This is a genomic window from Citrobacter sp. CFNIH10, assembly GCF_002934585.1.
Classification (GTDB): domain Bacteria; phylum Pseudomonadota; class Gammaproteobacteria; order Enterobacterales; family Enterobacteriaceae; genus Citrobacter_A; species Citrobacter_A amalonaticus.
The window spans coordinates 3,462,421-3,475,975 of sequence record NZ_CP026216.1; the positions used below are offsets into that span (position 1 = coordinate 3,462,421).

General features: G+C 54.4%; 14 protein-coding genes. 13 read left to right on the forward strand and 1 reads right to left on the reverse strand.

Translation table 11 applies throughout. From position 1 onward, the window contains the following. Nucleotides 1-21 precede the first annotated feature (21 nt). The 8 genes from acpP to ptsG all read left to right on the forward strand — a co-directional run bounded on the left by acpP (nucleotide 22) and on the right by ptsG (nucleotide 7,706). The gene (acpP, locus tag C2U53_RS20500; RefSeq protein ID WP_000103754.1) at nucleotides 22-258 is read left to right on the forward strand and encodes an acyl carrier protein; all 237 of its coding nucleotides are present in this window, start codon (nucleotides 22-24) and stop codon (nucleotides 256-258) included. An 86-nt stretch (nucleotides 259-344) separates the two neighbouring features. Next, a complete protein-coding gene (fabF, locus tag C2U53_RS20505; RefSeq protein WP_043000983.1) occupies nucleotides 345-1,586 on the forward strand; it encodes a beta-ketoacyl-ACP synthase II in 1,242 nt (413 codons plus the stop codon). A 119-nt stretch (nucleotides 1,587-1,705) separates the two neighbouring features. Continuing rightward, entirely contained in the window at nucleotides 1,706-2,515 is an 810-nt protein-coding gene (gene pabC, locus C2U53_RS20510; protein WP_104446385.1) for an aminodeoxychorismate lyase, read from the forward strand. A gap of 2 nt (nucleotides 2,516-2,517) precedes the next feature. Beyond that, the gene (gene yceG, locus C2U53_RS20515) at nucleotides 2,518-3,540 is read left to right on the forward strand and encodes a cell division protein YceG (protein WP_044257997.1); all 1,023 of its coding nucleotides are present in this window, start codon (nucleotides 2,518-2,520) and stop codon (nucleotides 3,538-3,540) included. Further along, complete coding sequence (gene tmk, locus C2U53_RS20520; RefSeq protein ID WP_043000980.1) at nucleotides 3,530-4,171, forward strand: dTMP kinase; 642 nt, start codon at nucleotides 3,530-3,532, stop codon at nucleotides 4,169-4,171. The genes yceG and tmk overlap by 11 nt, the downstream gene beginning before the upstream one ends. Then, nucleotides 4,168-5,172, forward strand: a complete 1,005-nt coding sequence (gene holB, locus C2U53_RS20525; protein ID WP_061070237.1) for a DNA polymerase III subunit delta' — start codon at nucleotides 4,168-4,170, stop codon at nucleotides 5,170-5,172. The genes tmk and holB overlap by 4 nt, the downstream gene beginning before the upstream one ends. A 10-nt stretch (nucleotides 5,173-5,182) precedes the next feature. After that, nucleotides 5,183-6,007 carry a metal-dependent hydrolase gene (locus C2U53_RS20530; protein WP_043000978.1) on the forward strand — a complete coding sequence of 275 codons (825 nt, stop codon included), beginning with the start codon at nucleotides 5,183-5,185 and terminating at the stop codon, nucleotides 6,005-6,007. A gap of 265 nt (nucleotides 6,008-6,272) precedes the next feature. Further along, a complete protein-coding gene (gene ptsG, locus C2U53_RS20535; RefSeq protein ID WP_042319612.1) occupies nucleotides 6,273-7,706 on the forward strand; it encodes a PTS glucose transporter subunit IIBC in 1,434 nt (477 codons plus the stop codon). Nucleotides 7,707-7,766: 60 nt separating this feature from the next. Here ptsG and fhuE read toward each other — a convergent pair whose 3' ends face one another. Further along, nucleotides 7,767-9,962 (reverse strand): ferric-rhodotorulic acid/ferric-coprogen receptor FhuE, encoded by a 2,196-nt coding sequence (fhuE, locus tag C2U53_RS20540; protein ID WP_044267519.1) that lies wholly within the window; start codon nucleotides 9,960-9,962, stop codon nucleotides 7,767-7,769. 351 nt (nucleotides 9,963-10,313) lie between these two features. On the opposite strand from fhuE, the gene hinT reads away from it, so the two are divergent. The 5 genes from hinT to nagZ are packed head-to-tail and all read left to right on the forward strand — an operon-like array spanning nucleotide 10,314 to nucleotide 13,546. Further along, the gene (gene hinT / locus C2U53_RS20545) at nucleotides 10,314-10,676 is read left to right on the forward strand and encodes a purine nucleoside phosphoramidase (protein WP_043000975.1); all 363 of its coding nucleotides are present in this window, start codon (nucleotides 10,314-10,316) and stop codon (nucleotides 10,674-10,676) included. Beyond that, entirely contained in the window at nucleotides 10,676-11,050 is a 375-nt protein-coding gene (locus C2U53_RS20550) for a YcfL family protein (RefSeq protein WP_043000974.1), read from the forward strand. The genes hinT and C2U53_RS20550 overlap by 1 nt, the downstream gene beginning before the upstream one ends. A gap of 22 nt (nucleotides 11,051-11,072) precedes the next feature. After that, nucleotides 11,073-11,705: a penicillin-binding protein activator LpoB gene (gene lpoB / locus C2U53_RS20555; protein WP_043000973.1), complete on the forward strand. Its 633-nt coding sequence runs from the start codon at nucleotides 11,073-11,075 to the stop codon at nucleotides 11,703-11,705. Further along, nucleotides 11,686-12,510 (forward strand): thiamine kinase, encoded by an 825-nt coding sequence (thiK, locus tag C2U53_RS20560; protein ID WP_099433464.1) that lies wholly within the window; start codon nucleotides 11,686-11,688, stop codon nucleotides 12,508-12,510. The genes lpoB and thiK overlap by 20 nt, the downstream gene beginning before the upstream one ends. A gap of 10 nt (nucleotides 12,511-12,520) precedes the next feature. Further along, nucleotides 12,521-13,546 carry a beta-N-acetylhexosaminidase gene (nagZ, locus tag C2U53_RS20565; protein ID WP_043000971.1) on the forward strand — a complete coding sequence of 342 codons (1,026 nt, stop codon included), beginning with the start codon at nucleotides 12,521-12,523 and terminating at the stop codon, nucleotides 13,544-13,546. The last annotated feature ends 9 nt before the right edge of the window (nucleotides 13,547-13,555 follow it).

Below are 13,555 nucleotides of genomic sequence, written 5' to 3' on the forward strand. Positions count from 1 at the left end.
TTTGATAGGAAATTTAAGAGTATGAGCACTATCGAAGAACGCGTTAAGAAAATTATCGGCGAACAGCTGGGCGTTAAGCAGGAAGAAGTTACCAACAATGCTTCTTTCGTTGAAGACCTGGGCGCAGATTCTCTTGACACCGTTGAGCTGGTAATGGCTCTGGAAGAAGAGTTTGATACTGAGATTCCGGACGAAGAAGCTGAGAAAATCACCACCGTTCAGGCTGCCATTGATTACATCAACGGCCACCAGGCGTAAGTGAACATCTCCAGGCGGTCATTCGACCGCCTGAGTTTTATCTTTTTGTCCCACTTGAATCAATTATCCCTCCCTGGAGGACAACCGTGTCTAAGCGTCGTGTAGTTGTGACCGGACTGGGCATGTTGTCTCCTGTCGGCAATACCGTAGAGTCTACCTGGAAAGCTCTCCTTGCCGGTCAGAGTGGCATCAGCCTGATCGACCATTTCGATACTAGCGCCTATGCAACGAAATTTGCTGGCTTAGTAAAGGATTTTAACTGTGATGACATTATCTCGCGCAAAGAACAGCGCAAGATGGATGCCTTCATTCAATATGGAATTGTCGCTGGCGTTCAGGCCATGCAGGATTCTGGCCTTGAAGTAACGGAAGAGAACGCATCCCGTATTGGCGCCGCTATTGGCTCCGGTATCGGCGGTCTCGGACTGATTGAAGAAAACCACAGTTCTCTGGTGAACGGTGGACCGCGTAAAATCAGCCCATTCTTCGTTCCGTCGACGATTGTTAACATGGTGGCGGGTCACCTGACCATCATGTATGGCCTGCGTGGGCCAAGCATCTCTATCGCGACCGCCTGCACCTCAGGCGTACATAACATCGGTCATGCCGCGCGTATCATTGCATACGGCGATGCGGACGCGATGGTCGCGGGCGGTGCTGAAAAAGCCAGTACGCCACTGGGCGTAGGCGGCTTTGGCGCAGCACGTGCGTTGTCTACCCGTAACGATAACCCGCAAGCGGCAAGCCGCCCGTGGGACAAAGAGCGAGATGGCTTTGTTCTGGGCGACGGTGCAGGCATGGTGGTACTGGAAGAGTACGAGCATGCTAAAGCGCGCGGCGCAAAAATTTATGCTGAAGTCGTTGGCTTCGGGATGAGCAGTGACGCTTACCACATGACGTCGCCGCCGGAAAACGGCGCTGGTGCTGCCCTGGCGATGGTCAATGCATTGCGTGATGCGGCGATTGAACCTGGCCAGATTGGCTACGTTAACGCCCATGGGACGTCCACGCCGGCAGGCGATAAAGCTGAAGCGCAGGCTGTTAAATCTGTCTTTGGCGATGCGGCAAGCCGTGTGATGGTGAGTTCCACCAAGTCCATGACCGGCCACCTGTTGGGTGCAGCGGGCGCGGTAGAGTCGATTTACTCTATCCTGGCGCTGCGCGATCAGGCTGTTCCGCCAACCATCAACCTGGATAACCCGGATGAAGGTTGCGATCTGGACTTCGTTCCTCACGAAGCGCGTCAGGTCAGCGGAATGGAGTACACGCTGTGTAACTCCTTCGGTTTCGGTGGGACTAACGGTTCATTGATCTTTAAAAAGGTCTGACCGCCGTTCTGCCTTCCTGGTTAAAAGGTCCGCTTGTCGGGCCTTTTTTATTGCGTTTTCTTCCCTTGTCCTGCGCTAACCATCCTGCGACACTAACGGGCCATGCCTAAGGAGCCACCATGTTCTTGATCAATGGCCGTGAACAGGAATCTCTTCCCGCAAGCGATCGCGCCATCCAGTTTGGCGATGGCTGCTTTACCACTGCGTGCATTCTCGACGGCACCGTATCGCTGCTGGCGGCGCATTTGCGGCGCTTGCAGGCGGCCTGCGCAACGTTGCTGATTGCCTTTGATGACTGGGATGTGCTTGAGCGCGAAATGACCGTGCTGGCCGCGGGCCATCCACGTGCGGTACTGAAGGTGATTATCAGCCGTGGAAGTGGGGGACGAGGATACAGCGGCGCGCAGTGTCGTGACAGCACCCGCATTCTCTCTGTGTCTGCCTATCCGCAGCATTATGACCGCTGGCGCGAACAGGGGATCACGCTTGCCTTAAGCCCGGTTCGTCTGGGGCGTAACCCTTTGCTCGCGGGCATCAAGCACCTGAACCGGCTCGAACAAGTGCTGATCCGTTCTCATCTTGAGCAGACGGACGCCGAAGAGGCGTTGGTTCTTGACAGTGAGGGTTGGGTTACGGAATGCTGTGCGGCTAATTTATTCTGGCGAAAAGACAATGTGGTCTATACGCCGCGCCTCGATCAGGCGGGAGTGAACGGTATTATGCGACAATTCTGTATCCGGAAACTGGCACAATCGTCTTTTCAGGTTGTCGAAACCCATGCCCGCGAAGCAGTGCTGCAACATGCCGATGAAATGGTGGTCTGCAATGCGCTGATGCCGATTGTACCTGTGCGGGCTTATGGCGCTAACACGTTGTCTTCACGTGTATTATTTCAGTTTCTGGCCCCACTGTGTGAGCATCCGAATTAGTCATGAAAAAAATGTTTCGTGTTGTCCTTTTACTGGTTGTTGTATTGGGCATTGCCGCAGGGGCGGGAATGTGGAAGGTTCGCCATCTGGCGGACAGTAAAATCCTGATCAAAGAAGAGACCATTTTTACCCTTAAGCCGGGTACCGGGCGTCTGGCCCTGGGCGATCAGCTGTATGCGGATCGGGTGATTAACCGCCCGCGCGTGTTTCAATGGTTGCTGCGCGTCGAGCCTGAACTCTCCCACTTTAAGGCCGGAACCTACCGTTTAACGCCGGGTATGAGCGTCCGCGAGATGCTGCAACTGCTGGAAAGTGGCAAAGAGGCGCAATTCCCACTGCGGCTGGTAGAAGGTATGCGCTTAAGCGACTATCTCAAACAGCTGCGTGATGCGCCGTATATCAAGCATACCCTGAGCGACGATCGCTACGAAACCGTTGCAAAAGCGCTGGGCCTTGAAAGTACGGATGGGCTGGAGGGTTGGTTCTGGCCCGATACCTGGATGTATACCGCCAATACCACGGATGTTGCCTTGCTTAAGCGCGCACATCAGAAAATGGTGAAGGCGGTTGAGCGCGTCTGGGAAGGGCGTGCGGAAGGACTGCCGTATAAAGATCAAAACCAACTGGTGACGATGGCCTCGATTATTGAAAAAGAGACGGCCATTGCCAGCGAGCGCGATCAGGTCGCCTCTGTCTTTATTAACCGCCTGCGGATCGGGATGCGTCTCCAGACCGATCCAACGGTGATTTACGGAATGGGGGAGCGTTATAATGGCAAGATCTCGCGCGCGGACCTGGAAACGCCAACGGCCTATAATACCTACACGATAACAGGACTCCCGCCAGGACCGATTGCGATGCCGGGTGAAGCCTCGCTAAAAGCGGCGGCACATCCGGCCAAAACGCCGTATCTCTATTTTGTGGCCGATGGTAAAGGCGGTCATACTTTTAATACTAATCTTGCCAGCCATAACCGGTCAGTGCAGGACTATCTGAAAGTGCTTAAGGAAAAAAATGCGCAGTAAGTATATCGTCATCGAGGGGCTGGAAGGCGCCGGAAAAACGACTGCAAAGAATGTTGTGGTTGAGACGCTTGAACAACTCGGTATTCGCGAGATGGTTTTTACCCGCGAGCCGGGCGGTACGCAGCTGGCAGAAAAACTGCGTAGCCTGGTACTGGACATTCGTTCGGTCGGTGACGAAACCATTACCGTAAAAGCCGAAGTGCTGATGTTCTATGCCGCGCGAGTGCAGTTGGTTGAGACGGTCATTAAACCTGCGCTTGCAGAAGGTAAATGGGTAATTGGCGACCGTCATGATCTGTCCACGCAGGCGTATCAGGGTGGTGGTCGCGGGGTCGATCAGCAGATGCTGGCGACGCTTCGTGATGCGGTACTGGGGGATTTCCGCCCGGATTTAACCCTGTACCTCGACGTCACGCCAGAGGTGGGTCTGAAGCGCGCTCGCGCCCGTGGCGAACTGGACCGCATCGAACAGGAATCGTTTGATTTCTTTAATCGTACTCGCGCTCGTTACCTCGAGCTTGCCGCTCAGGATGCCAGTATCCGTACGATTGATGCGACGCAGCCGCTGGATACGGTGATGAGCGATATCCGTACCACCATCACCGAGTGGGTGAAGGAGCAGGGAGAATGAAATGGTATCCATGGTTACGACCTGACTTCGAGAAGCTGGTAGCGAGCTATCAGGCGGGAAGGGGTCACCATGCGTTACTGATTCAGGCCCTACCGGGGATGGGCGACGATGCTTTGATCTATGCGTTGAGCCGCTACTTGCTTTGTCAACAACCGGATGGACATAAAAGCTGTGGCCACTGCCGTGGTTGCCAGTTGATGCAGGCAGGAACGCATCCGGACTACTATTCACTGTTCCCGGAAAAAGGGAAAAGCACGCTGGGCATTGATGCTGTGCGTGAAGTGAGTGAAAAACTGTATGAGCGTGCGCGACTGGGCGGAGCCAAAGTGGTCTGGATCCCGGATGCGGCGCTGATGACTGATGCCGCCGCCAATGCGCTGCTCAAAACGCTGGAAGAACCGCCCGCGCAAACCTGGTTCTTTCTCGCCAGCCGTGAACCCGTGAGGTTACTGGCAACGCTGCGCAGCCGGTGTCGTTTACATCATCTCGCGCCGCCGAGTGAATCATACGCGGTATCGTGGCTTGCACGAGAAGTGACAGCGTCACAAGATGCGTTATTGACTGCGCTGCGCCTGAGTGCCGGTTCTCCGGGGGCGGCGCTGACGCTCCTGGGGTCCGAAAGCTGGTCCCAACGTGACGCGCTGTGTCAGGCGCTGGCGAGCAGCATTCCTGCTGGTGACTGGTACTCATTATTGACGGTGCTTAACCATGAACAGGCGCCTGCCAGACTGCACTGGCTGGCGACGTTAATGATGGATGCGCTTAAACGTCAGCATGGGGCCACTGTGATGACCAACGCGGATGCCGGGCAACTGATCGCCACGATTGCCGGTCAGCTTTCTCAGACGCGTATTCAGGCAATCCTCAATGCCATCTGCCACTGCCGCGAACAACTGCTTAACGTGACCGGAATAAACCGTGAACTGGTGTTAACCGATCTTCTTCTGCAAATCGAGCATTACCTGCAACCAGGCACTGTGTTGCCTGTTCCCCACCTGTAAGAGAGACATTATGTTTTTAGTCGACTCGCACTGCCATCTCGATGGCCTGGATTATCAATCTCTGCATAAGGATGTGGATGACGTGCTGGCGAAAGCCGCTGCGCGCGATGTGAAATTCTGTCTGGCGGTGGCGACAACGCTGCCAGGGTACCGCGGTATGCGGGAACTGGTCGGCCAGCGCGATAACGTCGTTTTCTCGTGCGGCGTACATCCACTCAATCAGGACGAACCGTATGACGTGGAAGAACTACGTCATCTGGCGGCTGATGACGACGTGGTGGCGATGGGTGAGACGGGACTGGACTACTTTTATACTCCCGAAACAAAAGTGCGCCAGCAGGCGTCGTTCATTCATCATATCCAGATCGGCCGTGAACTGAACAAACCGGTGATCGTCCACACGCGCGATGCCCGCGCCGATACGCTGGCGATTCTTCGTCATGAAAACGTGACGGATTGTGGCGGCGTACTACACTGTTTTACAGAAGACAGAGAAACGGCGGGTAAACTCCTGGATTTGGGTTTTTATATCTCCTTTTCCGGCATAGTGACCTTCCGTAATGCTGAACAATTACGTGACGCTGCGCGATATGTGCCGTTGGATCGACTGCTGGTGGAGACGGATTCCCCGTATCTCGCGCCGGTACCGCATCGGGGTAAAGAGAATCAGCCAGCGATGGTCCGCGATGTGGCGGAATACATGGCCGTATTGAAAGGTGTGGCGGTTGAAGAATTGGCGCAGATCACCACCGATAACTTTGCCCGCCTGTTCCATATCAACGCTTCCCGCCTGCAGTCAGCCTCGTCGTTGAGTTTTTTTAAAGCTCGTAATTAATAACTAAAGCGAGTAAAGTTCACCGCCACAAAGTGGGCGGTGAATGAGCGAACTGACACATTCTGATACCTTTTTTGTCAAAATGTGCAACTTAACGCGCTGTCCAGAGTTGAAACGTGATAGCCGTCAAACTATATTTCGCCGATTTATTTTACTCTGTGTAATAAATAAAGGGCACTTAGATGCCCTGTCCACGGCGGGGTTCTCCCCCCTCGCCAATGCGTGTGAACGTAGAAAGCACAAATACTCAGGAGCACTCTCAATTATGTTTAAGAATGCATTTGCTAACCTGCAAAAGGTCGGTAAATCGCTGATGCTGCCGGTATCCGTATTGCCTATCGCAGGTATCCTGCTGGGCGTCGGGTCCGCAAACTTCAGCTGGCTGCCAGCCGTTGTATCGCACGTGATGGCAGAAGCCGGCGGTTCTGTTTTTGCAAACATGCCGCTGATTTTCGCTATCGGTGTCGCGCTTGGCTTTACCAACAACGATGGCGTTTCGGCTCTGGCTTCGGTTGTCGCCTATGGCATCATGGTGAAAACCATGGCCGTGGTCGCGCCGCTGGTTCTGCATTTACCTGCTGAAGAAATCGCAGCAAAACACCTTGCGGATACGGGTGTACTCGGGGGGATTATCTCCGGTGCGATTGCAGCATACATGTTTAACCGCTTCTACCGTATCAAGCTGCCTGAGTATCTGGGCTTCTTTGCTGGTAAGCGTTTCGTGCCGATCATCTCTGGTCTGGCGGCGATCTTTACCGGTGTGGTTCTGTCCTTCATTTGGCCGCCAATCGGTACGGCAATCCAGACATTCTCTCAGTGGGCTGCGTATCAGAACCCGGTTGTGGCGTTCGGTATCTACGGCTTCATTGAACGCTGCCTGGTACCGTTTGGTCTGCACCATATCTGGAACGTTCCTTTCCAGATGCAGATCGGCGAATACACCAACGCGGCAGGTCAGGTTTTCCACGGCGATATCCCTCGCTACATGGCGGGTGATCCGACAGCGGGCATGTTGTCTGGCGGCTTCCTGTTCAAAATGTATGGTCTGCCGGCGGCTGCGATCGCTATCTGGCACTCTGCGAAACCAGAAAACCGCGCCAAAGTGGGCGGCATCATGATCTCCGCGGCGCTGACTTCGTTCCTGACCGGTATCACCGAACCGATCGAATTCTCCTTCATGTTCGTTGCGCCGATCCTGTACGTTATCCACGCGATTCTGGCGGGTCTGGCGTTCCCAATCTGTATCCTGCTGGGTATGCGTGACGGTACGTCGTTCTCACACGGTCTGATCGACTTTATCGTGCTGTCCGGTAACAGCAGCAAGCTGTGGCTGTTCCCGATTGTCGGTGCGGGCTACGCGATTGTTTACTACACCATCTTCCGCGTGCTGATCAAAGCGCTGGATCTGAAGACTCCGGGTCGTGAAGATAATACCGATGACGCGAAAGCGGGCGCGACCAGTGAAATGGCTCCTGCGCTGATTGCGGCATTTGGTGGTAAAGAAAACATCACTAACCTGGATGCGTGCATTACCCGTCTGCGTGTCAGCGTGGCTGACGTGGCGAAAGTGGATCAGGCTGGCCTGAAGAAACTGGGTGCCGCAGGTGTGGTGGTCGCTGGTTCCGGTGTTCAGGCAATTTTCGGTACGAAATCCGATAACCTGAAAACTGAGATGGATGAATACATCCGTAACAGCTAAGACCTAAGAAGTTGGGGAGAACTAAGGCAGCCGAATGGCTGCCTTTTTTACGGGCTACAATCAGAACTGATAGTTTGCGGTGATGCTCACATTGCGTGGCTCACCATAAACAATCGACCCTTCAACATTGGTATCGTAGGTTTTATCGAACAGGTTATTGACGTTACCCTGCACGGAGAAGTTTTTGGTTACCTGATAGCGGGTGAACAAATCCACCAGCGCGTAACTGCCTTGCTCAGCACGGAAGGTACCGTACGGCGTCGCGGTATCGGTGTAGACGCGGTTCTGCCAGTTCACGCCACCGCCGACGGTCAAATCAGGTATCACCGGCAGACGGTAGCGGGTGAAAAGCTTGACGCTGGTACGTGGCAGATTCGGATTAACGGCGTTGCCTTCATTGTCTTCTGCGACGTAACGCGTCGCGCCAAAGGTCATCTGCCAGTTATCGGTAATCGCGCCGTTAACTTCGAACTCAACCCCTTTACTGACGGTCCCGTTCGCTGTTTTATAGGCGATTTCGCCATTGCTACCCGGAATCGGTGAACCGGTCGACTGGGCAACGTTATCCTGCTCAATGCGGAACACGGCGAGGGTGGTGGTCAGTCGGCTGTTCATCCAGTCAGACTTGAGGCCAACCTCATAGTTGTTACCGGTGATGGGCGTAAGGTATTTTCCGCCGCTATCGCGTTTATTCTGAGGCTGGAAGATGGAGGTATAACTGGCGTAAGTAGACCAGTTATCATTGATGTCATAAACCAGACCGGCATAGGGCGTAGTGTGGTTTTTTTCCATGCTGTAGCTCAGGGTATCAATACGCCAGTTGGTATAGCGTGCGCCGAGGATCAAGTGCAGCGGATCAGCCAGTGAAACGCGCGTTGCGGCGTACAACGACTTCATGTGCGTGGTGTCGTCCTGGGCCAGTGATTGCGGTGCCCAGTCGGTTTCCGGGAAATTGCCATTGAAGTTATTGAAACTGCCGATCTCATCCGGGAAGACGTTAGCCCAGGAGCTGTAATAGCGGTTGTTCTGTTTGCTGTAGCTGCCGCCGAACATCAGGTTATGCTGACGACCAAACAGGTCATAGCTGCCGTCAGCAAAAAGATCCAGCGCATCGACTTTACGTTTGCCGCTGTTCCAGCCCGTACCGCCCACGTAATCGAACCCCGGTCCATAGTTGCTGTAAGGACCGACCAGCATGCCATCTGCCTTATTCACATACGCATCGACATACATCGTTTTACTGTCGAACTTGATTTCCGAGTGAGTGGCATTCATCGTCGCCTGCCAGGTGTCGGCAAAACGCTGTTTGAACGTGACAAAGACTTTATTGATCTCTTTATCGTTATACGCCCAGTCTGGCGCGGTGCTACGGGCGCGGTCATAGCTGTTTTTGCTGCCATCGGTGTTCCAGCGCGGCAGGCCACCCCAGGTTGGGCTATCCACTCTGATTTTTTGGTACTCATACCCGGCGGCCAGGCTGGTGGTTTCACCCAGGTCAGCATCAATGATGCCAGAGAAGAAGTTTTTCTCGTTGTGATAGCGATCGAGCCAGGAGTCGTTGTCCTGATAACCCGCCACTATGCGGCCGCGTACATTACCGTCATCGGTGAGCGGGCTTTGCAGATCCATCACGTAGCGCTGTTTATTCCAGCTGCCATATTCCGCCGAGACGTTACCTTTGAACTCGCGGCTGGTGGCGTGTTTGCGGATCATATTGATGGAGGCTGACGGGTTGCCGGTGCCGGTCATCAGACCGTTTGCACCGCGTACCACTTCCACGCGCTCATAGAGCGCCATATCGGTGAGGGCGTCACCCAGGTTCCAGCGGGATTCGAACCAGGTCGGAATACCATCAACCATATAGTTATCAATCTGGAAACCACGGGAGAAGTAACTGACGCGGTCAGAATCCGCCTGGCTTTTGCTGATCCCCAGCGTGCTGTCCATCACGTCGCCCAGCGTTTGCAACTGCTGGTCTTCCATACGTTGTTCGCTGACGATGCTGACCGACTGCGGAATATCGCGTTGGGTCATCATCATTTTGGTTCCGGCGGTGGTGGATTTGACGCTGTAATCCTGTTCGTCGTTGTCCGCAAAGGTTGCTGGCGCAGAACCGTCAACAATGACGGTCTCTTCCGGTGTGGTCGCCGCGAAACTCATGGATGGTATCAATGCCATCGCGATGCAGGCTGCCAGCAACGAGGGTGTTGCGCCAGCCTGGCATTGTTCATCCTTGTTGTGTGTTGTGAAAGACATCAGAAAGCCCTTAATAGTGAACGAACTCTGGCTCAGGCCGTGTAAGGTGGCGATGAGCCCCTTTTTATTTTTCTAACCATTTAATACGCATGAAAATGCAAATGCGAAATATACGCATTCATATTTACTCTGTAAACAGATGTAACTTGCTTTCTGAAATCTTGTTTCATTACTTTTTGGCACAGGAGAGGGGATAAATGGTTATAAGAGCGCCATTGTGATGGTTTTTTGCTTAAGAAATCGTGGGTTAAGGTTGAAAGAGCAGGTTTAAGTCGATCATACTCTATACTCGCAATGTGGCTCAGCGTAGCATGACATCACGCATGGCAATTTTTAGAAAAGGAAAACGTCGTGGCAGAAGAGACTATATTCAGCAAGATTATTCGTCGTGAAATCCCTTCCGATATCGTTTACCAGGATGACCTGGTGACGGCATTCCGGGATATTTCACCTCAGGCGCCTACACACATCCTGATCATTCCCAACGTTCTGATCCCGACGGTCAATGACGTCAGCGCAGAGCATGAGCAGGCGCTGGGACGGATGATTACCGTGGCGGCAAAAATTGCCGAGCAGGAAGGCATTGCCGAAGATGGCTACCGCCTGATCATGAATACCAATCGTCATGGCGGTCAGGAGGTGTATCACATCCATATGCATCTGCTGGGCGGTCGCGCGCTCGGTCCTATGCTCGCGCACAAAGGCCTGTCATGATGACCAGAGGATGCATTGCGCTGTCACTGGGTCTGCTCTTACTTGCCGGGTGCCGTTCTCATCCTGAGATCCCGGTAAGCGATGAACAGTCGCTGGTGATGGAGTCGACGCTGCTGGCAGCGGGTATCACCGCGCAAGCGCCGACATTGACCACGTCTGATATTCAGCCCTCTGCATCCTCAACGCTGTATAACGAAAGGCAAAAACCCGTTACCGTTCATTATCGCTTTTACTGGTATGACGCCAGGGGGTTAGAAATGCATCCTCTGGAAGCGCCGCGCAGCGTGACGATTCCGGCGCATTCGTCGGTCACGCTGTATGGCAGCGCCAATTATCTGGGGGCGCACAAAGTCAGACTTTATCTTTATTTGTAAGGGGTGAATCTTGAAGACAAAAATGAGTCGCTACGCATTGATAGCCGCGCTGGCGATGTTCCTGTCCGGTTGTGTGGTGCAACGTGAACCTGCTCCGGTTGAAGAGGTGAAACCCACGCCGGAACAGCCCGCACAGCCGCAAGAACCTGCTCCTGGGGTCCCTTCGGTGCCCACGATCCCGGGGCAGCCGGGGCCTATTGAACATGAAGATCAGACTGCGGCACCGGCGCCGCGCATACGTCATTACGACTGGAATAGCGCGATGCAGCCGATGGTGGGCAAAATGTTGCAGGCCGACGGCGTGACGGCGGGGAGCGTACTGCTGGTCGATAGCGTGAATAACCGTACTAACGGTTCGCTGAACGCGGGTGAAGCCACTGAAACGCTGCGCAATGCGTTGGCGAACAATGGCAAATTTACCCTGGTCTCTGCGCAACAGTTGTCGATGGCAAAACAGCAGTTAGGGCTGTCGCCGCAGGACAGTCTGGGAACGCGTAGCAAAGCGATTGGTATTGCCCGTAACGTTGGCGCGCACTATGTGCTTTATTCCAGCGCCTCGGGTAACGTCAACGCGCCATCACTGCAAATGCAACTAATGCTGGTACAAACTGGCGAGATAATCTGGTCAGGTAAAGGTGCCGTTCAGCAGCAATAATATCCCAGAGCGCGACGCGGTGTTGTCGCGCTACTTTCCGCACTATCGTCCCGTCGCTGAAGGCCAGAGCGGTCTTAGCGGTGGGAGTGTGATTATTGAAAGTCCAACCCAGCGGCTGGTTCTTCGCCGCCATCACGATCCCGATGCGCCGCAAGCGCATTTTTTACGCCAGTATCATGCTTTATCGCGGCTGCCTGAAAGCCTTGCGCCGAAGCCGCGTTTTTACCTGAACGGCTGGATGGCGGTGGACTATGTTCCGGGTGAGATAAAATCCGGACTGCCGGGAGCCGACGAACTGGCGAGGTTACTGTATTATCTTCATCAGCAGCCCTGCTTTGGCTGGCGTATCTGTCTGCTACCGCTGCTGGAACAATACTGGCAGGGAAGCGATCCGGCACGGCGAACACCACGCTGGCTCAGAGGGTTAAAACGCCTGCGCAAGCGAGGGGAGCCTCGTCCGCTACGCCTCGCGCCGCTGCATATGGATGTCCACGCCGCCAACATCGTTCATGGCCCGGCAGGGCTACAGCTGATCGACTGGGAATATGCCGGAGACGGTGATATCGCTCTTGAACTGGCGGCGGTGTGGGTGGACGATGTTGAGCAACACCGGCAACTGGTCGATGCGTATGCCGTTAGCGCACGCATAGACGGGCACAAATTATGGCAACAGGTCAGACGCTGGTATCCGTGGATACTGATGCTGAAGGCCGGTTGGTTTGAATACCGCTGGGAACAGACCGGCGAACGACAATTTATCAGTCTGGCCGATGCAACCTGGCGGCAGCTGGCAACGAAGGATTAAGGAGAGCAGTGTGGGTCCAGTAATGTTGAATGTCGAAGGGTTTGAGCTGGATGCGGAAGAGCGTGAGATTCTGGCCCATCCGCTGGTGGGCGGTTTGATTCTGTTTACGCGCAATTACCACGACCCGGAACAGTTACGTGAACTGGTGCGCCAGATCCGTGCGGCGTCGCGCAACCATCTGGTAGTGGCCGTCGATCAAGAAGGCGGGCGCGTACAGCGTTTCCGGGAAGGATTCACCCGACTGCCCGCCGCACAGTCTTTTGCGGCGCTGCACGGGCTGGAAACAGGCGGTAAACTGGCGGAAGAGGCCGGATGGCTGATGGCCAGTGAAATGATCGCGATGGATATTGATATCAGCTTTGCGCCGGTACTGGATGTCGGGCATATCAGCGCCGCGATTGGCGAACGTTCCTATCATGCTGACCCGATCAAAGCGCTGGCGATGGCGACCCGTTTTATTGACGGTATGCACGCGGCAGGAATGAAAACCACCGGCAAACATTTCCCTGGACACGGCGCGGTAACCGCCGATTCGCATAAAGAGACGCCGACCGATCCGCGTCCGGAAGCGGAAATTCGGGCGAAAGATATGTCCGTGTTCCGCACGCTGATTACCGAAAACAAGCTGGACGCTATCATGCCGGCGCACGTCATTTACAGCGACGTTGATCCGCGTCCGGCGAGCGGCTCTCCGCACTGGCTGAAAACAGTTCTGCGTCAGGAGTTAGGTTTTGACGGCGTCATTTTCTCTGATGATCTGTCGATGGAAGGGGCCGCGATCATGGGCAGCTATGCTGAGCGTGGGCAGGCATCGCTGGATGCGGGTTGTGATATGATTCTGGTCTGCAATAATCGTAAAGGGGCGGTCAGTGTGTTAGATAATCTGTCGCCGATCAATGCAGAGCGTGTTACACGTTTGTATCATAAAGGTTCATTTTCGCGTCAGGAACTGATGGACTCGGCACGCTGGAAAACCGTCAGCGCGCAGCTCAACCAGTTACATGAACGCTGGCAGGAAGAGAAAGCAGGTCATTAACGCACGTTT